At 42.4% G+C, this 21231-nt stretch carries 17 protein-coding genes; 10 read left to right on the top strand and 7 right to left on the bottom strand.

Annotated elements, in window-relative coordinates; genetic code table 11:
- Position 1: 1 nt before the first annotated feature.
- A complete protein-coding gene (locus tag ACMXYU_RS05935; protein WP_415900679.1) occupies positions 2 to 1246 on the bottom strand; it encodes a hypothetical protein in 1245 nt (414 codons plus the stop codon).
- 203 nt (positions 1247 to 1449) lie between these two features.
- Between ACMXYU_RS05935 and hrpA the strand changes: the two genes are divergently transcribed.
- The 5 genes from hrpA to ACMXYU_RS05960 all read left to right on the top strand — a co-directional run bounded on the left by hrpA (position 1450) and on the right by ACMXYU_RS05960 (position 9439).
- The gene (gene hrpA, locus ACMXYU_RS05940; protein WP_415900680.1) at positions 1450 to 5376 is read left to right on the top strand and encodes an ATP-dependent RNA helicase HrpA; all 3927 of its coding nucleotides are present in this window, start codon (positions 1450 to 1452) and stop codon (positions 5374 to 5376) included.
- A gap of 372 nt (positions 5377 to 5748) precedes the next feature.
- Positions 5749 to 6744: a porin gene (locus ACMXYU_RS05945; RefSeq protein WP_415900681.1), complete on the top strand. Its 996-nt coding sequence runs from the start codon at positions 5749 to 5751 to the stop codon at positions 6742 to 6744.
- 173 nt (positions 6745 to 6917) lie between these two features.
- Positions 6918 to 7619, top strand: coding sequence for a VacJ family lipoprotein (locus ACMXYU_RS05950; protein ID WP_415893923.1), 702 nt, complete (start codon positions 6918 to 6920; stop codon positions 7617 to 7619).
- Between the two features lie 159 nt (positions 7620 to 7778).
- Positions 7779 to 8948: a PP2C family protein-serine/threonine phosphatase gene (locus tag ACMXYU_RS05955; RefSeq protein ID WP_415900682.1), complete on the top strand. Its 1170-nt coding sequence runs from the start codon at positions 7779 to 7781 to the stop codon at positions 8946 to 8948.
- Positions 8949 to 8950: 2 nt separating this feature from the next.
- Positions 8951 to 9439, top strand: a complete 489-nt coding sequence (locus tag ACMXYU_RS05960) for an STAS domain-containing protein (RefSeq protein ID WP_415881679.1) — start codon at positions 8951 to 8953, stop codon at positions 9437 to 9439.
- Positions 9440 to 9665: 226 nt separating this feature from the next.
- On the opposite strand, the gene ACMXYU_RS05965 is transcribed toward ACMXYU_RS05960, so the two are convergent.
- From ACMXYU_RS05965 to ACMXYU_RS05985, 5 genes are all read right to left on the bottom strand, one after another.
- Complete coding sequence (locus tag ACMXYU_RS05965; protein WP_415900683.1) at positions 9666 to 10274, bottom strand: DUF2057 family protein; 609 nt, start codon at positions 10272 to 10274, stop codon at positions 9666 to 9668.
- Positions 10275 to 10345: 71 nt separating this feature from the next.
- Positions 10346 to 11311, bottom strand: a complete 966-nt coding sequence (locus tag ACMXYU_RS05970; RefSeq protein ID WP_415900684.1) for a porin — start codon at positions 11309 to 11311, stop codon at positions 10346 to 10348.
- Positions 11312 to 11625: 314 nt separating this feature from the next.
- Positions 11626 to 13176 (bottom strand): tripartite tricarboxylate transporter permease, encoded by a 1551-nt coding sequence (locus ACMXYU_RS05975; protein WP_415900685.1) that lies wholly within the window; start codon positions 13174 to 13176, stop codon positions 11626 to 11628.
- A gap of 4 nt (positions 13177 to 13180) precedes the next feature.
- Positions 13181 to 13654 carry a tripartite tricarboxylate transporter TctB family protein gene (locus tag ACMXYU_RS05980; RefSeq protein WP_415900686.1) on the bottom strand — a complete coding sequence of 158 codons (474 nt, stop codon included), beginning with the start codon at positions 13652 to 13654 and terminating at the stop codon, positions 13181 to 13183.
- A 145-nt stretch (positions 13655 to 13799) separates the two neighbouring features.
- Complete coding sequence (locus ACMXYU_RS05985) at positions 13800 to 14783, bottom strand: tripartite tricarboxylate transporter substrate binding protein (protein ID WP_415900688.1); 984 nt, start codon at positions 14781 to 14783, stop codon at positions 13800 to 13802.
- 191 nt (positions 14784 to 14974) lie between these two features.
- Between ACMXYU_RS05985 and ACMXYU_RS05990 the strand changes: the two genes are divergently transcribed.
- The 4 genes from ACMXYU_RS05990 to hisA all read left to right on the top strand — a co-directional run bounded on the left by ACMXYU_RS05990 (position 14975) and on the right by hisA (position 19471).
- Positions 14975 to 16594, top strand: coding sequence for an ATP-binding protein (locus ACMXYU_RS05990; RefSeq protein ID WP_415900689.1), 1620 nt, complete (start codon positions 14975 to 14977; stop codon positions 16592 to 16594).
- Between the two features lie 83 nt (positions 16595 to 16677).
- Positions 16678 to 17379: a response regulator gene (locus ACMXYU_RS05995; RefSeq protein ID WP_415900690.1), complete on the top strand. Its 702-nt coding sequence runs from the start codon at positions 16678 to 16680 to the stop codon at positions 17377 to 17379.
- A gap of 117 nt (positions 17380 to 17496) precedes the next feature.
- Positions 17497 to 18636: a murein transglycosylase domain-containing protein gene (locus ACMXYU_RS06000; protein WP_415900691.1), complete on the top strand. Its 1140-nt coding sequence runs from the start codon at positions 17497 to 17499 to the stop codon at positions 18634 to 18636.
- Between the two features lie 79 nt (positions 18637 to 18715).
- Positions 18716 to 19471 carry a phosphoribosylformimino-5-aminoimidazole carboxamide ribotide isomerase gene (hisA, locus tag ACMXYU_RS06005; RefSeq protein ID WP_415900692.1) on the top strand — a complete coding sequence of 252 codons (756 nt, stop codon included), beginning with the start codon at positions 18716 to 18718 and terminating at the stop codon, positions 19469 to 19471.
- 67 nt (positions 19472 to 19538) lie between these two features.
- Here the strand turns inward: hisA and msrB are convergent, their stop codons facing one another.
- Positions 19539 to 20573 (bottom strand): peptide-methionine (R)-S-oxide reductase MsrB, encoded by a 1035-nt coding sequence (msrB, locus tag ACMXYU_RS06010; protein ID WP_415901102.1) that lies wholly within the window; start codon positions 20571 to 20573, stop codon positions 19539 to 19541.
- 338 nt (positions 20574 to 20911) lie between these two features.
- On the opposite strand from msrB, the gene ACMXYU_RS06015 reads away from it, so the two are divergent.
- The gene (locus tag ACMXYU_RS06015) at positions 20912 to 21118 is read left to right on the top strand and encodes a DUF1289 domain-containing protein (protein WP_415900693.1); all 207 of its coding nucleotides are present in this window, start codon (positions 20912 to 20914) and stop codon (positions 21116 to 21118) included.
- The last annotated feature ends 113 nt before the right edge of the window (positions 21119 to 21231 follow it).

Below are 21231 nucleotides of genomic sequence, written 5' to 3' on the forward strand. Positions count from 1 at the left end.
CTTAGAACAAAAAGTTCACGTTGATTGAGAAAGTATCTACAGTTTCATCTGTTGTTAACGATGAATCTTTAGCCCATAAGCCAGCGCCATGCGGTTTTATCCAAGTTCTATCCCATTGGAATTTTATGGCGGTGTTGTGATAAATATCCCAACGAACGCCTAGGCCGAGTGATTTCTGATCTACTCCTGTTTGATTATATTGATCCTGAACTATGTCTCTTAAGCCGGTTAGTTGGGCTTTTACTAGAGCTGGTAATAAATCAGGCACGGCGGCTACTTGATTTATATCATCAGTGTTCTCAATGATGGAGCCTATGCCGTAAAGGGTATAATCACCGATTCTTCTTCCGACGCTAATGTACCCACTGTGTGAAGAAGTGAATATATTATCTTTGGTTTTAACTTGATTTAGTTCGGTTTGAATAACCCATTGGTTATTATCGAAGGTAAGGCCAAGCGTATAGTAGTCGAATTTTTTTCCTTTCAAATTGAGATCGTCAGCGGCAGATGCTGCTTCAGGCCATAACGGAGTGCTGGCATCGAGTGCATCAATTAAAGGTTCATAGAAATCAACACGGTCACTTAATTCTATATGTGCGTAGCCTAATCTGAACTTCCAGTAGTCGCTTTCCCAAAGTAGGCTTGAGGCAATAGCTGGAGATACCTTAAGTGTTACATCGTCATATACAAAATCATTTTGTGTAGTACCCACGGTTAAGCGGGCTTGAAAAAAGGATTCTTCTAATAACGTGGAGTAAGTGATGTCAGCTCCATCGATATAATCAAAAGCAAGCGGGCTATAAAACTCGACAGGTGGGCGAGCCCACAGGTATGCATATCCTACATTTCTGTACTCAGAGAGCATAAAGACATCAACACCTAATCTACCTAGGCGGTAGCTGAAAGGGTTATCAGGACTTGGCTGATAGCGTAAGTAAGCCCACTCGATGCTATTTTCTATGCTTTGGTCAATTCTGTTTTTGTAAACAAACTGAGCTGATGCACTCCATTGATCGTTTAAAACAGTATCAATCTGCAATCCTAATGTTGTGTCTGATTCGAGTGACCATGAGTCAGAATCCTCTGCCGTGCGAGCAAGGTTTCTTCTGAAATTTAGGTCATCTCCAGAATTGCTTTTTACTAATCCAATTGTAGAAAAGCCTCTAATAGATGCCTTTTCGGCATGAAGTAATGAGGAGTGAAGTAGTAAAAGTATGGAAGCAAAAATAAAATAAATTTGTTTCATCTCTGGAAAACCTTGATACAACGTGGAGTACATACCTGTAGGCATTATAGAAGTCTTTATTAGAAAATTCTGCTCAAATAGTTGTAGTAATTTTAATAAGTTAGCTGATTCCTGAGTCAGAGCAATAAAAATCGATAAAGGTGTCCTAAAGAACTATCTGTTATAGAATTGCACCATTAAAAATATAGGGTAAGGCAAAGCACTTGAATCAAAGTAAAAAACAGCTCAAGTCTCTATTAGAAAGCTGTCGACTATCGGATCGTTTTCGTTTTAAACGCCGTATTGAAAGGCTTAAAAATGATGATCAGGAAAGTGCTACTAAATTGGTCGATGATCTTGTAGCTTCGTGTGAATGGGTTGAGAATCGAAAACAACTGAATCGAGATATCTCTTACCCCGATCTTCCCATTAGTAGCCGCCGGGAGGAGATCAGTAAAGCGATTGAAGAAAATCAAGTAGTTGTTTTAGCAGGTGAAACTGGCTCAGGTAAAACGACCCAATTGCCCAAAATTTGTCTAGATCTCGGATTGGGCTGTAAGGGTTTGATTGGTCATACTCAGCCTCGTCGTTTGGCTGCGCGCACGGTAGCAAGCCGTATAGCTGAAGAATTGCATACCCCTTTAGGTGAACGAGTAGGCTATCAAGTTCGGTTCCATGATCAGGTGGGTGAAAATACTCAAATCAAGTTGATGACTGATGGTATTTTACTTGGTGAAACCCGTCATGACCGTTTCCTTGAACAGTATGAAGTTCTAATTATCGATGAAGCGCATGAGCGCAGCTTGAATATCGATTTCCTACTTGGCTATATAAAACGTATTCTTCCTAAGCGTCCCGATCTTAAGGTCATCATTACCTCTGCAACAATCGATTTAGAACGCTTCTCTAAGCATTTTAATAATGCACCTATTATTGAAGTATCGGGGCGAACTTACCCCGTAGAAGTTTTATATCGTCCGTTACATGAATTTGAGGCTGAAGATGAAAAAGCCCTAGATCTTCAACAGGGAGTTCTTGCTGCAGTTGAAGAGCTTTTAGACACTGAACGTAAGCAGGGTAAAGGGCCGCAAGGTGATGTGTTAATCTTTTTACCCGGTGAGCGTGAAATACGTGAAACAGCTGAGGTTCTTAGGCGAGCTGAATTAAAGCATACGGAAGTGCTTCCGCTATATGCGCGACTTTCTCTAGCTGAGCAAAACAGGGTGTTCCAACGCTCAGGTAAGGCTGCAGCAACTCGATTAATTTTATCTACCAACGTTGCTGAAACTTCCCTAACTGTGCCCGGTATCAAGTATGTGGTTGATACTGGCTTGGCTAGGATCAGCCGATATAGTTACAGATCCAAGGTTCAAAGGCTTCCCATTGAAGCTGTCTCTCAAGCGAGTGCTAATCAGCGTGCGGGTCGTTGCGGGCGTATCTCTGAAGGTACTTGTATACGTTTATATTCTGAAGAAGATTTTAATGCTCGGCCGGAGTTTACGGATGCAGAGATCCGTAGAACCAATCTTGCAGCAGTTATTCTTCAGATGCTGTCTCTTAAGCTTGGTGATATATCAGAATTTCCTTTTGTTGATGCGCCAGATAATCGATTTATAAATGATGGCTTTAAACTGCTTCAAGAGCTAGGAGCGGTAGACACTAAACGTAATATTACGCGTGTAGGTTGGCAGTTATCGAAACTACCTATCGATCCGCGTTTAGGGCGGATGGTAATAGAAGCAGCGAGAAACAAGTGCTTGCGTGAAGTTCTTATTATCGTGAGTGCTTTATGCATTCAAGATCCACGCGAAAGGCCTCAAGATAAACGTCAAGCAAGTGATGAGAAGCATCGCCAGTATGCCCACGAAGAATCTGACTTTTTATCCTTTGTGAATTTATGGGATCACTATGAAGAGCAAAGGCAAGAGTTAAGTCAAAATCAATTACGTAAATACTGTGCTAAACAATTTCTGTCTTATATGCGTATGCGAGAATGGCGTGATACTCACCGTCAATTGCATCTGATATGTAAAGAGCTGAAACAACAAGATGAGAAGTTTGTTGAAAGGGAGCAAGAAGCATCTTACGAAGCTATTCATCGTTCCCTTTTGGCTGGCTTGTTAAGCCATATGGGCTTCAAACAAGAGAATAAAGAGTACCTTGGGGCGCGTAATCGACGTTTTCTATTATTCCCAGGTTCCGTTGTATATAAGAAAGCCCCGAAATGGATTATTGCTGCCGAATTAGTCGAGACCAGTCAGTTATATGCTCGTTGTATTGCTCGCATTGATCCATCTTGGGCAGAAAAATTAGCGCCGAATCTAATTAAACGAAACTATAGCGAGCCTCATTGGGAGAAAAAGCGGTCAGAGGTCGTTGCGACCGAGCAGATTACGCTGTATGGCTTAATTATTGTACCTAAGCGTAAAGTAAGTTACGGGAAAATAGATCCGCTCATCGCTCACGAAATCTTTATCAGGCAGGCGTTGGTGGAAGGAGAGTTCAATTCCCAAGCAGCTTTTATCAAGAAAAATCGTGCTTTGTTAAGGGGTATTGAAAAGTTAGAAGCAAAATCTCGAAGAAAGGATCTGCTTGTCGATGAAGAGCAACTTTATGAGTTTTATCGACTTCGTCTGCAATCACTAAAGGGTGAACATATCGTTAATGGCGCCGCTTTTGAAAAGTGGCGTAAGGCCGTCGAGGAAGAAGCCTCTGATGCTTTGCATATGCAAGAAGAGGATATTCTGCAACGATCCGCTGATCATGTGTCTGTAGCCGCTTATCCCGACTTTTTCAGATGGGACGCAGCAAAGTTGAAGTTATTCTATAACTTCTCGCCAGGTGCGAAAGATGATGGTGTGACACTTCAGGTTCCCTTACCATTATTGAATGCGATCCCATTACAGCAGATGGAATGGCTGGTGCCAGGGATGCTTGAAGAAAAGTGTTCTGCAATATTAAAAGGCTTACCTAAACAGCAGCGTAAGCACTTTGTGCCAGTACCAAATTATGTTGAAGCATTTATAAACGCAGTTGAATTCGGGGTGGGCAATTTATACGAAGTTTTTGCTCATCAGTTGCTTCGTATGACCGGGATTAGAATACAGGAATCTGATCTAAGGCAGAGTGCGCTTCTTGATCATCTGACTATGAATATTAGGCTAGTGGATGAAAAAGGGCGGTTGCTAGGTGAGTCACGACGCTGGGATGTTTTAAATGATCAATTCGCATCACAAATAAATGAAAGGCTAACAGAGAAATCTGATAGTGAATGGGGACGCGAAGGTATAACTGAATGGGATTTTGGGGCGCTAGAAGAAAGCTGCAAAATCAACAAATATGCTGGTGTTGAGGTAGAGGCTTACCCTGTATTAGAAGATGCAGGTGAATCTGTAACATTATGCTTAAAATCTCATAAAGATGAATCTGTCCAAGTTAGTCGATTAGGGGTAACGCGTTTGGCTCTTCTTTCGATGAAGGAGCAGGTTCGTAATCTTAAGAAGGCACTGAAGAAGGATCAAATAACTCAAAGTGTATTATTAAGCGGTGGTCTATATACGCCAGCTCAATTAGAACAAGAGATTATTTGGCAGGCCTGTGCTTCGATTATATTGCCCGAGCATGGTGTTATAAGAGGTCAAACAGAATTTGAGCAAGTTGTCTTAAAGTGCAAAAGCGAAATTATACCGGCAGGGGAAAAACTGTTAGGGAATGTTCTCGAGCTTTGTCAAACCTATAACCGTATTCAGAAGCAGCTTAAAGGTAAGGTGCAGTTAAATGAGGTACCGGTTTTAAATGATGTTAAACACCAGCTATCACAGTTAATGTACAAGGGTTTTTTAAAGCAGGAATCGACTCATGTGCTGAAACAATATCCAAGGTATTTGAAGGGAATTGAAATTCGGCTTGAGAAATTTAGGCGTAATCTAAGGCAGGAGTGCCTTCATAGCGATCAATTGCAGCAGTGTATTGAACAGTATCAAAAGCGATATGAAAAACACTGTTCGCAAGGTATTTATGATCAGGAATTGGCAAACTACCGCTGGATGATTGAAGAGCTCAGAGTCTCACTGTTTGCTCAACAGTTGGGTACCGTTATAACAGTGTCTGAGAAACGCCTTAAGCAGCAGTGGGCGAAAGTGGCCAGTTGATGTAGATCAATAAATTTAGGGAGTAATACTTTTGTTGGGTGTTAACAGCTAAATAAATGCTCTCGCAAAGGTTGCAGAAGCCTTTTCGGTGTGTTGTAATGCCCGAAATTTATTTCTAAGAACCTGCTAAGGCCTTGTTAAATGGAGTTAATTCCCCGTTATAGGTACTAAAGCAGGAGAAAGATAGGGCAGAAGTTAAAGTTTTTTGTAGTGCTGCCGAGACAAAATTTAGAAGAAAAATGTGTTTCATTTATTTGAAATATATTTTTTTTATAGTATTTTCATAGCGTAATAGCGTGTTAAATGCGTTATGCTAGAAAAATTAAAAAATTCACTACTAGTATGTTGAATATTATTGAAGGGGAAATGTTGATGAAAAAGTCACTTATCGCTCTAGCTGTTGCTGGCGCTATGACTGCACCAATGATCGCACAGGCTGACGCTACTCTATACGGTTCTTTCCGTATCGGTCTACAAAAAGTAGACAACGGCGACACTGGTGTTGACGATCAGTCTTCTCGTTTCGGTATCAAAGGTGATATCGATCTAGGTCTAGACGGCACTAAAGGTCTATTCCACTGGGAAGCTCAGGCTAACAACGCTACAGTTACTGACCAGACTACTGCTCTAGGTTCTCGTCTGCACTACATCGGTGCTCAGGGCGATTGGGGTAAATTGCTTATCGGTAAGCAGTACCACCCACACTACCTACTAATCAGCGGTCCAACTAACATCTTTAACCCAGGTGACGGTGGTTACGGTGAGCGTTTCAACCTAGGTAACTCTGCTCTTGGTAAAACTGCTCACTTCATGAAGCGTACTGAAAACACTATCGCTTACTACACTCCAAAAATGAACGGCTTCCAGTTCATCGGTGGTGTTGTTCTAGCAACTGATGGTAATGACAGCAACGATTCTGTAGATGAGACTGTTGATGCAGTTAACCTTGCAGGTACTTACTCTGCAAACAACTTCACAGTTTCTGCTTCTTACGGCACTATCGAAACTGCAAACACTCCAGGTGCTGAACAGCAAACTGATGTTTGGGGTCTTGCTGCACAGTACAAGCTAGACGCTCTTCAGCTAATGGCTAAATACGAAGATAAAGAAACTGAAACAGGTTCTACAGAAAACTCTGATGAGCGTGTTTGGGAACTAGCTGCTCGTTACACAATGGGTGCTACTTCTGTATACGGTCGTTACGCTGATTACGAAGACGATGTAGCTAACTCTGATTTCGATCAGTGGGGCATCGGTGTTCAGCAGAAACTAGGTAAAGGTCGTGTATTCGCTGAATACGTTGACAACGATTCTGACGATACTGCTAACCCAGATCGCGCAGTACTAGGTTACCGTGTAGACTTCTAAGTCGACATTTCCTTACGGAAATACAGAAAAAGGTTTCCTTCGGGAAGCCTTTTTTCGTTTTTGAATTTAATTAGACTAACCTTCTCATAATTAAGCCTTTTTCCTATTTTTATTCTGGATGTTTCTCAGCTAGAATACCCTCTTATTTATTGGGTAAAGTGAAAGGATCCTGAATGAAAACCAAATTTCGCAGTTTGTTAGCGGCAGGTGCTGTTTCTTTAGCATTGACGCAGCCTGTTATGGCGGAAGAGGTCAATGTAGACCCTTGGGAAGGTTTTAACCGAGCCATGTTTAGTTTCAATGACGGTCTAGATACTTACGCCCTAAAGCCAGTAACAAAAGGTTATAAGGCGGTGATGCCTGATGTAGCTGAAACGGGTGTTAATAACTTTTTTGAAAACCTTGCTGATGTAGGTACATTCTTTAATAACCTGCTCCAAGGTAAGTTCGATAATGCGACCCAAGATTTTGCTCGAGTAGCATTTAATTCTACCTTTGGTTTAGCAGGCCTTATCGATGTTGCTACACCAATGGGTATTGAAAAGCACGATGAAGACTTTGGTCAAACATTAGGTTACTGGGGTGTTAATAGCGGTCCTTACCTTGTTGTTCCTTTCTTCGGTCCAATGACTGTTCGTGATGGCGTAGGTAAATTCCCAGATACTCTAGTAGATCCTGTTTATCACCTAGATGATAATGGTGCGCGTAATGCGCTTTACGTAACTCGTGTTATTGATACGCGTGCACAGCTATTAGAAAGTGAAAAGTTGATCTCTGGTGATAAATATATCTTTATCCGTGATGCTTACTTGCAAAAGCGTGCTTTCGATATTGCTGACGGTGATACTGAAAACTACGACGATAACAATTTCTAATATAGAAGTTTAGTGTGGATGAAAGCCTCAATTATTCAGATATAATTGGGGCTTTTTTGTAAGTCGTGATATCTGTGACTAAAAATCTATTGCAAGTTAAGTCAACTGGATTTAACGTGGTTTCTCATGGACTCTAGACTAATTTGCAAGGCCTGATATATGAGGCAAGCATACCAAACCATTCTATTGGTCGATCATGTTGCAGAAGCAATTGATTCGATCGTCGACGCCTGTAATCAGCTAGACCTTCCGCCTGTAAAAATTTCTACAGCTTTTAGTAGTGATTACGCATTAGAATTATTAGAAGAGCACAGTTTCTCTTTGGTGATTGTGGGTGTGAATGAGCGTTTAAAGCTGGTTGATCTTCAGCATTTAGCTACGTCACAAGCCCCGAAACCAATCCTTGCGTTATTACCTGATAGTGAGGTGAATCAGGTGATGGCAGCGCTGAGGAAGGGAGCTAGCAATGTATTCTTACAGTCTGAAATCCTTGATCAAGGTCCAGCGTTCTCACTAGCCATTAAATCCTTGCTTAACCAGGCGGAATTGATTGAGCAAAATCTTCATTATCGGGAAGAATTAGAGAAAAGTTTGGCTGAGCTTAAAGCAGATCAGCAGGCGGCTCATCAGATACAAAAAAACATGTTGCCTGCCACTGATGTTCAGTTAGGGGCGGTTCGAGCTCAATATCTATTAATCCCGTCGTTATATTTAAGTGGTGATTTCGTTGATGCTGTTAAGGTCGATGACAAATTGACCCTCTTTTACTTAGCCGATGTTTCAGGTCATGGGGCTTCTTCTGCACTTGTAACTGTTTTGCTCAAGAATATGACTAATCGGCTTCTGAGAAACTATAGGCGGCAATCGAGTTTTGACATTTTATCGCCAAAAGATGTGCTCCATCGAATCAACGTAGAGTTGCTTGATACAGGGTTAGGTAAGCATTTGAGCATGTTTATCGGTTTATACAATGAAGCTGACGCTAGCTTAAGTTACGCTGTAGGTGGACATCATCCTATGCCAATATTGCATGATCGGGATGGCTGTCGCTTCCTTGAGGGGAGAGGGATGCCTGTAGGTCTCTTTCATGAGCCTCTATATGATGAGAGAACATTGCAGCTGCATGCTGAGTTTGAAATTACATTGTTCTCTGACGGTATCTTTGAAGTATTGGAAGAGTCGAATATGGAAGCTAAAGAACAGCGCCTTATTGATGCGGTTTCTGGTACTAAAGGTGGGGGGCCGAACAGCATTCGAGATGCTTTACTTGCTAGTACTATTGATGCGGCTCCGGATGATATCGCAATTATGACGATTTGCAGGCAGTAATCATGCAAGAAGGTTTAATATATTCAGCCTTGGTTGAGGGGCGATTTGTCCTCAAATTCGTTGGAGATGTTCGTCTTACCTTGTGTACTACTCTGGATTGCCATTTAGAACAATCTTTAGCTGATCCTTCTGTGAGTGAGGTTTTGATCGATCTGACGCAAGCAGAAGGGATTGATAGTACTTCCCTAGGGTTGATTGCGAAATTAGCTATTAAGGCTGATCATGCAGGAATGGATAAGCCTGCTCTTGTCTCAACAAACTCAGATATAACTCGAATCCTGTATACCATGGGGTTTGATCATATTTTTGTTCTGCTAGAAGAACTCCCACCTTGCGTTGAAGATCTTAAAGAATTGCCGCTTGTGCAGGAATCTGTTGCTGAAATGCAGGAGAGAATTATTGCTGCGCACCGTATTCTTATGGATCTTAATGAAGCAAATAGGGAGGCTTTCCAAGATCTCGTTAATACGCTCGAATCAGTTAAAGAGTAATCTATTTCGCTAAGTAAGTTATAAACAGCTTCTGTGGATAACTTTGTTAGTTTTTTATGGTTAAGTTGCTATAGGCCCCGTAAAACTTGGCTATTTAACAAATTGCGTGAAAATAATACAGGTTGAAAAGTCTTTATTTTTCAGTGCGTTAAAATTTGTTTTGGATGGTTTTTGTCAAGCTGTTTTTCAAAATAAATCGTGCTGAGAGACAAAAACCTTCCCGCAATTATTGGATAAAGCTTTTAAAGGCCTCTTGAGTTTCAGAAGAGGCTTGTTGATATAAGCTTTTCAACAAAATTAGCTTCATTTGTTCATCAGTCACTTTATCTCCTTTTAAAACAGTGGGTGTTTCAATGACTGAAACCTGCTGGGTAGCATTGCTGTTTGATCTATTGAAATCAGCTAGCTCTCTCTCAAAATCTATCCCTAAACGGAATCCCTTTAGTGGTAGAAGTTCTGCTTTAAATTGAATTGGATTTTTGTCGTTTTTGAGTTGCCAGTTAAGCTCGCGGTTGAAATGCTCTAGCTGTCTTGTGTTTTTGATCTCAGGTGTTTTAAGTGTGAGGGTTTGTTTCTCTGAGCTAAATAAAAGTACGCTTGGATGGCTTTGCTCTAGCTCATAATCGCTGCCATTCTTTATCTCTGCTGTGTAGGAAACAAGAAGTTGGTTATTCCCATCAGGTAGGTTTAAAGATCGATCGTTGGAAAAAAAAGAGGATACACTTTCGCTGCCGTTGATCGCGTGAACTTTAATGCCTTCACCCAATATTAACTGGTTATCTGCCATTACATGAGGTGCTGAAATCAGTGTCACCAACAAAGCTAGTTTTTTCATGAGGTTCTCCAGAAGGTAAGAATGGCTCAATAGGCTTGAAGGGGAGGACCTATTGAGCCACCGTTTAGCAATTAGAACTTGATTTGCATGCCTGCAAGAACGTCGATTTCAGAATCAACGCTAGCATCGTCAAAACTTGCTTTAGCAACTTCGGCGAAGACTGATACGTTCTTCTGTGACGGGAATTTATAAGTCACGTTGGTGTACCAAGAGCTTGCATCTTGGTTGTCTGCATCAGAATCTACATTTACGTAACCTAGCGCTACTCGTGTTGTTTCTAGAGGCTGGAAAATAGCGACTAAGTTACTGATATCAGCATCAGCTGTCGCTGGGTTGCCATAGTCAGTCGAACTGAAATCCGTTCCAAAAGTTGCAAAACCAGCATCGAATTTGGCACTAACACCCCAAGTATCATCTGAATAGGTCGAACCGCTAGCCTGATGAGTTTGGTAGGCTGCTGCTAGAGAGAGTTGAGAAAGTTTAGTGCTAACAAATAGATCTGTTGCTTCACCATCTTCGCTGGCATTGCCGTCTGATGCTATTTCATGTGATACAACTACAGTGGCATTATCAAAGCTTGCTTCTAGGCGGATAAGATCGTCGCCTGAGCTTTTAACTACATCAAACTGATCTTCATCAAGGATTGTTTCATAAGCCGCTTCCACACCAAATTCGTCACCGGCCGTATTTGTTTTACCCACTTTTAACTTCAAATTGCTGTATTGAAGGCCTAGGTAAGCTTCTTCCAATTTGCTATCGCTTGCACTGGAATCATCAGCCGAACCGTTGAAGGAAAAATCAAGTTGACCGAAGGCTTTAAGATCGTTACCTAGATCGTAAATAATTGTATTCTTCAGCTCTAAATCATCAAACTCTACGTCAAAATCATTGGCTTTTTTGTAGTCGTCACGTAATTGAAGCTGCCAATCGCCTTTAAGCTTATAAGTTAAGCCGTCAGCGCTGTAAATTGTTGCTGCCATGGATGTGCTGGTAGCGAGTGTTGCGGTAATAGCTACAGATAAAGCTAGTTTTTTCATGTTTGCCTCTTTTGTATTTTTTAGAACCTCTTGCTCAGATTTGTATCGAGCTCAGAGGGAAGCTTTGTAATTCAGTCAGTGACTATTTGACTCGGGACAACTGGGACATCAGTTGTGAAATCCTAAGTGCTCAATAGCCGACTTAGAGTTTTAAAATGTCAAAACCGTGCTGCAAAAATGGCATTCAGTTTGGGGATTGCAGGCACAGCTATCCGCTAGTCCTCCTTTGGATTAGTTGAAGTTGATTGAGATTGGATCGCAGGAATTTACAGCCTGACTTGTAAATTCCTGCTGATATTGAATTTTGGCTAGGGCTAGCCTTCACCCTCAGAGATCGCAGCTTCGCAACCCGGGTTCTTGCTGGAATTAGTTCTCTTTCTCCAAGCTTCGATGATTGGGGGAAGGACTAAAATAACGATTGCTGCAATGACGATGCTCAGTGTCAGTGGTCGCTCCCAAAGGAAAGCGAAGCTGCCGTCAGAGATGGTTAAAGCACGGCTTAAGTTGTTTTCCATCAAACCGCCTAAGATGAAACCAAGCAGCATAGGGGCCATCGGAAACTCAAGCAGTTTTAGGAATATGGCTATGACCGTAATGATCGCCATCATGTGAATATCAAAGCTATTAAAGCTCACGAGATAAACACCAGTGATCGAGAAGAAAAGGATCAATGGGATTAAGATTGGTCTAGGAATAACTAGTAGTCGGGAGATGTATGGAATCAACGGCAGATTAAGAATCAGCAGTACCAAGTTGCCAAAATACATCGAAATGATGACAGACCAGAACACATCCGGATTATCTAGAAATAAACGAGGGCCCGGCTGAATGCCGTAAGCAATTAATGCACCCAGCATAATTGCTGTTGTACCTGAACCAGGAATACCTAGCGTCAGAAGTGGTACGAATGAGCCCGTAGATGCTGCATTGTTTGCAGATTCCGGTGCTGCCAAGCCACGTAACGCGCCCTTGCCAAATTTTAGTTTCTCTTTGGCTGAAGCAAGGTTGCGTTCCAGACCATAAGCAAGGAATGACGCGATGGTTGCACCTGCACCTGGAAGGATCCCAATTAGGAAACCAAAAAAGGAAGAGCGGCCAACGGTTGGGGCAACGTGCTTAACTTCTTCTTTGCTTAGCTTCATGCTGCCTAGTTGGCTCATATCCATAGGTGCTTCTTTCTCGTTATGCTGACCTTTAAGCACAGTCATAACTACCTCGGTTAAAGCAAAGGTTGCCATAGCTAAAAGTAAGAAGCTTATACCATCGATCAAGTCGACGCTGCCAAAGGTAAATCGGGTTGTGCCAGATGTAACATCTGTACCTACAGTCGCGATCATTAGGCCTAATACGGTCATGATTAGCGCTTTGATAACTTGGCCTTTACCAGAGAATGCTGCTACCGCCGTTAAACCAAGAATCATCAGGGCAAAGTAATCGCTCGATTGGAAACTCAACGAAACTGAGGCTAATGCAGGTGCTGCAAATAGCAGTACCAGTGCACCGATAGTGCCGCCTGTAAATGATGAGTATGCAGCTAGGGCTAGTGCTTTACCTGCTTGTTTTTGTTGAGCCAGTGGGTAACCGTCAAAAGAGGTTACAACTGTGCTCGCACAGCCCGGAGCATTGATTAAAATCGATGAAGTTGAACCACCAAAGACTGCACCGTAATAAACACCGGCCATCAAAATAATCCCAGAAGAGGGGTCTAGTCCGTAAGTGATTGGGATCATTAGGGCTACGGCTGAAATAGGACCTAAGCCTGGTAACATCCCGATAAACGTGCCTGCAAAGCAGCCAACAACGACCATCAATAGGTTAAAAGGCATCACCGCTGTGGTAAGCCCGGTAATAATTCCGTCTAACATGGGATCAGCCTCCAAAAATTACAGTTAACGCTTTACCTGGAGCCAGATAAATGTCGAGTAGTTGTGTCAGTGCAAACCATAGAAAAATGGCAAAAGGCACTGATGCAATAAATAGGGTCTTGGGTCTTCTTTCGCCTAATAGCCAGTAACCACCGACTAAAAAGAAAATGGTAGAAATTAAGAAGCCTAGCCATTCAAGTGCTAATGCAAAAAGTACAACGAGCAGTAATAGCTTGATTACTAATGGGAAGTCATACCCTTTAAGAACTAACTTTTGGTCATTGCTAGATTTGGTTGTAGCCAGCAGTAAGATGGACAGTACGCCACCTACTATTGCCAAAGCATTAGGAATTGTTTGTGCATGGAACGGTTCGAATTCATCACCAGGCAGTAAAGGGATCTGAGTTGCATAGTAGCCGTAAGCTACAGACAAACTGAGAAATACCAGACCACCAATATGATCTTTGCATAAGGTCATGAGGATCCTCCTGCTATGGCAGAGGCCATAACTGTCTATTTAAAAAAACCGAGGGCCAGTCGACAGAGGCCAAAAGGCAAAGCCCTCGGTAAAGAAGGCCTGACTTAATCAAAGTCAGGAATATTGCTGCGAAATGAGAGTGTGTTTACTTAAGGAATCCAAGTTCGCGCATTAGAGCACCAACTTCTTTTTCCTGAGTTTCTAGGAATGAGACAAATTCAGGACCTGGTTTGAAAATCTCTGTCCAGCCATTACGTGAACGTACGGTTTCCCACTCAGGTGTGTCGTACATTTTGTCTAGAGATTCAATAAACTCAGCTTGTTGCGCTTCACTTGTGCCTGGTGCTGCGAAGAAACCACGCCAGTTTACAAATGTAGTGTCATAGCCAAGTTCTTTTAGGGTTGGGACCTCTGGTGCTGCTTCATTTCGTTCGCTACCTGTCATGACTAGAATGCGTACTTCGCCTGCTTCAGCTAGGGCTAACGCTTCACTGAAACCTGTTGATAGAAGTTGTGTTTCTCCAGAAAGAAGGCCAGCCATTGCTTTACCGCCTGCATCGTAAGCAACATAGCGAACTTGACGTGCATCACCGCCTGTTGCTTTAAATGCCATTGCTGCTACTAGATGATCCATACTGCCACGAGCAGAACCGCCTGCAATTTTGATAGAGCGCGGGTTAGCTTTGTAGTCAGCAACCACTTGTTTGAAATCGGTGTATTTTGAATCTTTCTTAACTACAAAGGCACCGTAATCGCCGATAGTTGCAGCGATTGGTGTTAGGTCACGGAATGATTGTGGGAATACTTTAGATAATGAACGAATTACGATAGGAGTTGAGTTCACCATCAAGGTGTCTTGCTTCTGTTCAGCTGTCTCGATCAAGTGAGCAATGGCTTTACCACCGCCACCGCCAGACATGTTTTCGTAAGAAATAGTATCAACAATACCTGCTTTAGATAGCGCTTCGCCTGTGCCACGGGCTGTTGAATCCCAGCCGCCGCCAGCACCACCAGGGATTAGAAAGTGAATGCTTTCCATGGCTTGAGCTTGGTAGGAAACACCGGCTGTCATGCATGTTGTTAATACGGCCGCCATCAGAGTTTTTTTGCTTTTAACTTTACCGAACATCGAGATCACCTCGTATTTATTTTTGTGATGCCTACAAAGTAGTGAGGTTTATTCGGCAAATGAAGCTTATGAAATTAAAGGCTTTTTAATCCTTAAAAATCATTTTGTTCATAATGTTTACGGGGCTTTTTAATCGAGGTTAGCTAAGCTTTAAAGTATCTAATGATTAGGGTATTTAGCGAGTTCACTGAATGAGTTTGGATATTAAATTACTAAGCCGATTAAAGCTTAAGAGCCGTATGATCCTGATTTTGGGATTAATGGCGATTGTGCAGACAGGTTTTATCGGTGTTTTTGCGGTCCATTACCTGCATAAATCGCTAGATGAACAGATTGGTCAAAGAGCTTTAGATGTGGCTAAAACAATTGCTGTCGCTCCACAGATCATCGACGCAGTACAAAGGGGCGATAGCCAATATTTACAGCCTTTAAGTTTGCGATTAGCAGAAGAAACTCAAGCTCGCTTTGTTGTGATTGGAGATAAGCAGGGGATCCGTTTAGCACATCCACGAACAGAAAAAATTGGTCGGCCGATGTCTGATGATGAAGGTGATGATAATGCTCCGGCGCTTGTTGCTGGTCAGGGGTACCTTTCTAAAGCTTTAGGCAGCATGGGGTGGTCGATGCGGGGAAAAGCGCCGATCTTTTCAAATGAGGGTGAGGTTATAGGTCTGGTATCAGTTGGTTATCATCTTGATCAGGTCGAAAACATTATTGAAGAGTATCGGATCACACTGATCGCTGTTATTGGGGCGTCATTTTTATTAAGCGCAATGATTGCGGTTTGGTTTGCTAATCACTTTAAGCGAGCCATTTTTGGCTTAGAACCTGAGCAGATCGCTCGTTTATTTGATGAGCAAAGAGCAACGTTAGAATCGGTGCGTGAAGGGATAATAGCTATCAATAATGATGGACGGATCACAACCTTTAATCGAACAGCTGTGGAAACATTAGGCTTAGCCGATTATGCAGAGCTGACGGGGCGACATATATCAGAGGTGTTACCCGACAGTACAATGCTAGAGGTGCTAAAAACAGGGCAGCCGCAATTTGACGAGGAGGTCTGGCTCTATGGACAAAACCTCATTGCTAACCGCTTACCGTTAAAACAAGGTGATCAGATTACTGGAGTTGTTTCGAGTTTTAGGCGTAAAGACGAATTAGCAATGGTGAGTAAAAAACTAACGCGAATTCAGCAATACGCAGACAGTTTACGCAGCCAGTCACATGAATATTCTAATAAACTGCATACCATTGCAGGTTTGATTCAGATTGGGGCAACTGATGAGGCTCAGGCGCTGATAGGACAAGAGGCGCAAAGCCATCAAGAGCTGATCACATTGTTACGTGAAGCGGTTTCTGATCCTGTATTGGCAGGGTGTTTATTAGGTAAATATAACCGTGCTAAAGAGATGGGGCTTCACCTTATTATTGATCCTGATAGTAGAATGCTATCGCTACCCGAGAAGCTCCCTCGAGAACACTTAGTCAGCATTATCGGCAACTTAATCGATAATGCACTTGAGGCTACATGGGAGCATACGGGTATAGGTGGAGAGGTTGCGCTTAGTATGTTGGATCTGGGTACAGATCTAATTTTTGAGATTGAAGATCAAGGGCCAGGTGTAAAAGAAGGCGATCAAGAGAAGATCTTTGAAAAAGGATATACCAGCAAAACTAAAGATGGGCACGGCATTGGGTTACATCTAGTGAAACAGCTTTTAGGTAATTTAAATGGCACAGTGACCTGTGAACTAGGAGAAAAAGGGGGAAGTCGATTTATCGTCTATATCCCCAAAGCTCAGGGGTGAGGTTTATTCGTAGGTATAAAGAAATGAGTATTGCTAAAGCTTGATACTCAGTGAAATAAAACTCAATTAACAAGTATAAAAAGATGAGTGATATTCGAGTTGTTATTGCAGAAGATGATCAGCAAATAGCTGAGATACAAAAGCGGTTTTTAGAGCGCATCTCTGGATTTGAGTTAGTTGGGATTGCTCACGGGCTAGAAGAAGCAGAGGATCTTGTTGAGGTCTTACAGCCAGAGCTTTTGTTGCTTGATATCCAGTTTCCGACAGGAACCGGTTTGGATTTATTAAGAAAGCTGCGTTCAGGTAATCACGGGACGGATGTTATTTTAATTACCGCCGCCAAAGAGGTGGAAACCCTGCGCGAGGCACTGCGTGGTGGCGTGTTTGATTATATTTTAAAGCCACTGGTTTTTGATCGGCTGCAGGAAACCCTCGAAAACTATCAACTACACCTTAAGAAACTTCAAGCTATGGAGTTATTGGCTCAAAGTGATGTGGATACAGTGCTACCTCGGTCTATTGGACAAAGCTCAAGCCTTTCAACTGTTACAGGAGTGGCTCGCCTACCAAAAGGCATTGATGGTATTACTTTAGATAAAGTCCGAAATGTTTTTTGTGCAGTAAATACCCCACTCAATGCTGAAGAGGTTGGGGAGGAGATCGGCGCGAGTCGTACTACGGCAAGGCGCTATCTCGAGTTCTTAGTGAGTGCAAATGAGCTTATGGCTGAAGTTAGCTACGGCAGTGTTGGGCGTCCAGAGAGAAGATATACCCAAATTAAATAAGTGTTTAACGGTCTGATCATTGCGTATGTTGATCTGATTAGGTTACTGTCCCAGACCTAAGTTAGGCAGAATTATTTATTAGATTATACTGCCTTATTTCCCCTGATTAGAGGTTCTATGCTCACACGCAGACGCTTTTTACTGGGCTTACTTCCGCTAGGTTTAGCTGGTTGTACAACTCATGATGCATTTCGAATCGCAACCAGTGTAGCAAGAGGCCAAAGTGTTGAAGGTGCACTTACCTCTCACGCTAAAAGTAAAGCGACCGGTTGGGTGACCAACCCTAAAGGTTTGGTTAATGATATTAAAAAGTTCTCTCAACTGATCAGCAGTGTATGGGGAGAGGATGAAGCCCTTCAGCCCACGCCAACGACCTATGTTAAATATACCGATAAGTACCTGAGTCGAGGAATCGTAGACTTCGAAAAAGGACAAATTCGCGTCGAAACTTTAGATCAGAGCAAGCTGCAAAGTGCGATAGTAACTTTGCTGTTATCGCCAGAAGATCCAACCCAAGTCGATCTTTATTCGGATGCCCCAGTTACTTTGGGGGGAGAGCCTTTTCTGTATCAGCAGATCCTAGATCATGAAGGCCAACCAGTAAGATGGGGGTGGCGCGCTGAGCGATATGCAAAATACCTTCTAGCGAATTCGTTACAGAAACGTCAAGTAAAGACCGCTAATGGTGTTACAAAAACGGAGTATTTTGTTGAGCTTCCTTTGGTCGAAAAGCACCGCTTAAAAAGGCGCTATCGATACGCCACTTTAGTGGACAAGTATTCTCGACAATACAATATCAATCCCTCCTTAGTGTATGCGATCATCGAGACTGAAAGTCACTTTAACCCTTTTGCGGTCAGTCATGCTCCAGCTTATGGATTAATGCAGATTGTTCCAACAACAGCTGGACGAGATGCTCACCAAGAGATTTATGGTCGCGCCGGTACTCCTTCTAGGAATTATCTATTCAATGTCGAGAATAATATCCGTATGGGGTGTGCTTATCTGCATATTTTACAAACACGTTATTTAGTTGAAGTAAGGGATCCGCAGAGCAAGGAATTTTGCATAATTGCTGCGTACAACGGTGGTGTGGGTAATGTGCTTCGAAGTTTCTCTAGTGATCGTCGGCAAGCAATTAGTGCGATTAATCGATCATCTTCCTCTAGCGTGTGGCAGAGATTGCAGAGCCGCATGCCATTAGAAACACAGCGCTATTTGGTCAAAGTAACCGACGCTAAGCGCCGTTATGTATAAGAATCAAATGATTGGCATATACCTAAAGCGATTCGCTCTATAAAATAGCGCCTTTCAGCTTCGATGATCAGGAGATAGCGTGACACAGTTTCGTCCATGTATCGATCTGCACCAAGGGCAGGTTAAGCAAATTGTTGGAGGTAGCTTGCAAGATAGTGGTGCTGATACCAATTATGTAAGCCCTTATGATGCGGCTTATTATGCGGAACTTTATCAGCAGCATAATCTGACGGGCGGTCACGTCATCGCATTAGGGCCTGGTAACAAAGAGCAGGCTTTATTAGCGCTCTCAACTTGGAAAGGTGGTCTCCAGTTTGGTGGTGGTGTAAATAATGAAAACGCTACTGAGTTTCTAGAAGCCGGTGCATCCCACGTTATTGTTACTTCGTATCTATTCGATCAAGGTCAATTCAGCTGGGAACGTTTAGAGAAGATTAAAGCTGAAACTGGTGCTGATAAGCTTATTTTGGACCTTAGCTGCCGTCGTACGGAAACGGGTTGGAATATAGCGACCGACCGTTGGCAAACGGTGACGAGTCTGGCAGTTGATGAGAAAACTTTGTCTGAATTAGGTGAACATTGCGCTGAATTTTTAATCCATGCTGCGGACGTTGAGGGCTTACAGGGTGGTATAGATCAAGAGCTAGTTAAGCTCTTAGGAAAAGCGTGTTCGATTCCAGTTACTTATGCCGGTGGGGCGCGTTCTCTAGAAGATCTAAAGCTGGTGGATCAGCTATCTCAAGGCAATGTCGATCTTACAATCGGCAGCGCTCTAGATATCTTTGGCGGTAAGGGTGTCACTTTAGAAGAGTGTATCGCGTGGAATGCTCGATAAAGTAAATCAAGGATAAGAAAAAGGCAGCGAATCTCGCTGCCTTTTTTATTTGTGTAGATGGACAGTTTTATTTAAAAAGCTGCGCAAATTGCCCATAGCCTTGGGCTGTTAGCTCCTCTTTAGGTACAAAGCGAAGAGACGCTGAGTTTATGCAATAACGTAAGCCTGTTGGAGCTGGACCATCGTTAAAAACATGACCCAAATGAGAATCTGCTCGTGAACTTCTTACTTCAACTCGTTTCATAAAGAAGGAGTTGTCCTCTTTCTCTACGATTTCTACTCCTTTGATAGGCTGAGTAAAACTCGGCCAGCCGGTACCGGACTTGTATTTATCCGTCGATGAGAAGAGTGGTTCACCACTGACGATATCTACATAGATGCCTTCACGCTTTTCATCCCAGTACTCGTTATCAAATGGTCTTTCTGTGCCATCTTCTTGAGTTACTTTGTACTGAAGCGGACTAAGATTAGACTTTAAATAGTGCTCAGAAGGTTTTACAAACTGTTGGATGCGATAGTCAGCATCTGAACTTTGGCCTTTGTATTGGGATAGATCATGTTTAGCATTTTCACCCCAAACCTTTGATAAAAATTGATCACGACCAGAGCCATTACGGTAGTAGCTATAGCGAAGTGGGTTTTTCGCATAATAATCTTGGTGATAATCCTCAGCAGGGAAGAAGTTCTTAAACGGTGCAATTTCAGTCTCTAAAGGTTTACCGTAAACGCCAGACTTAACAAGTGCATCAACAGACTGATCGATAGCATGTTTTTGAGCTGCATTATGATAGTAAACCGCCGGACGGTACTGCTTCCCTCTATCAACAAATTGACCATCTCCATCGGTTGGGTTCATAACTCGCCATAGATGTTCGAGTAGGCCAGCGTAAGAGATTATTTCAGGGTTGTAGTACACCTGAATCGCTTCAGTGTGTTTGGTTAAACCTGCAGAAACTTCTTTGTAATTTGGATTTGCTTTTTCGCCTCCGCTATAGCCTGAAATGACCTGAACAACACCATCGAGCTTTTCAAAGTCTGATTCTGTGCACCAGAAACAGCCGCCGGCGAAAGTAGCTATAGCAAGCTGATTTGATTGTGTTATTGCTGGTGCAGTTGATAGGGAGGCTTGCTCATTTCCTGTGGACAAGGTCGCAATACCCACGCCAAGTATTGAAATGGCTGAGATGGCAATTATTTTTTTCATTTCGACAGAACCTGTAAATACTGGTAATGAAAATTTAGAGAGGTAGTTAAGCAATTGGTTCCATAAAATCTGAAAGCCTTTTACTAAGCCATTATAAAAAGCGGAATTGGTAAACTTTGCTATGCTCTTATTAGGGGAGAGCCCCCTATAATTGCTTAAGGAGCTCGATATCGGTACATCAAACTGTAATGATCCAACATTATTGTTATTGCCGGTTTGGCCAAAGGAATGAAGTTATGCTTTCTAAATCCAATCCAAATCAAATTGAATCCCCTTGCGTAAGAAATTGTTGCCTGAATGAGCATGATATTTGCGTTGGGTGTTATCGATCTTTAGACGAAATCCTTCGTTGGAGTAAAGTGTCGGAAGATGAGCGTTCAAGGATTTTAAAGAATACTGATCGTCGCAAGGCGCAGTTGTCTGCTATTAAGCTAAATGATTGAAAAGCTAGTCTACCTTTTTCAAAACTGACTGATATGTAATCACTAGTCGAGAGTTTTGAGCAATATGCTGAAATATCAGAGTTTTTTGATAAATATCCTTTGACATATTGTGC

This window comes from Neptuniibacter sp. QD48_11 (assembly GCF_047778095.1).
GTDB lineage: Bacteria > Pseudomonadota > Gammaproteobacteria > Pseudomonadales > Balneatricaceae > Neptuniibacter.

Excerpts from the sequence above, each read along its gene's own strand:
- ACMXYU_RS05935 (WP_415900679.1), bottom strand. The coding sequence starts at position 1,246 with ATGAAACAAATTTATTTTATTTTTGCTTCCATACTTTTACTACTTCAC.
- ACMXYU_RS05945 (WP_415900681.1), top strand. The coding sequence starts at position 5,749 with ATGAAAAAGTCACTTATCGCTCTAGCTGTTGCTGGCGCTATGACTGCA.
- ACMXYU_RS05950 (WP_415893923.1), top strand. The coding sequence starts at position 6,918 with ATGAAAACCAAATTTCGCAGTTTGTTAGCGGCAGGTGCTGTTTCTTTA.
- ACMXYU_RS05955 (WP_415900682.1), top strand. The coding sequence starts at position 7,779 with ATGAGGCAAGCATACCAAACCATTCTATTGGTCGATCATGTTGCAGAA.
- ACMXYU_RS05960 (WP_415881679.1), top strand. The coding sequence starts at position 8,951 with ATGCAAGAAGGTTTAATATATTCAGCCTTGGTTGAGGGGCGATTTGTC.
- ACMXYU_RS05965 (WP_415900683.1), bottom strand. The coding sequence starts at position 10,274 with ATGAAAAAACTAGCTTTGTTGGTGACACTGATTTCAGCACCTCATGTA.
- ACMXYU_RS05970 (WP_415900684.1), bottom strand. The coding sequence starts at position 11,311 with ATGAAAAAACTAGCTTTATCTGTAGCTATTACCGCAACACTCGCTACC.
- ACMXYU_RS05975 (WP_415900685.1), bottom strand. The coding sequence starts at position 13,176 with ATGTTAGACGGAATTATTACCGGGCTTACCACAGCGGTGATGCCTTTT.
- ACMXYU_RS05980 (WP_415900686.1), bottom strand. The coding sequence starts at position 13,654 with ATGACCTTATGCAAAGATCATATTGGTGGTCTGGTATTTCTCAGTTTG.
- ACMXYU_RS05985 (WP_415900688.1), bottom strand. The coding sequence starts at position 14,783 with ATGTTCGGTAAAGTTAAAAGCAAAAAAACTCTGATGGCGGCCGTATTA.
- ACMXYU_RS05990 (WP_415900689.1), top strand. The coding sequence starts at position 14,975 with ATGAGTTTGGATATTAAATTACTAAGCCGATTAAAGCTTAAGAGCCGT.
- ACMXYU_RS05995 (WP_415900690.1), top strand. The coding sequence starts at position 16,678 with ATGAGTGATATTCGAGTTGTTATTGCAGAAGATGATCAGCAAATAGCT.
- ACMXYU_RS06000 (WP_415900691.1), top strand. The coding sequence starts at position 17,497 with ATGCTCACACGCAGACGCTTTTTACTGGGCTTACTTCCGCTAGGTTTA.
- ACMXYU_RS06015 (WP_415900693.1), top strand. The coding sequence starts at position 20,912 with ATGCTTTCTAAATCCAATCCAAATCAAATTGAATCCCCTTGCGTAAGA.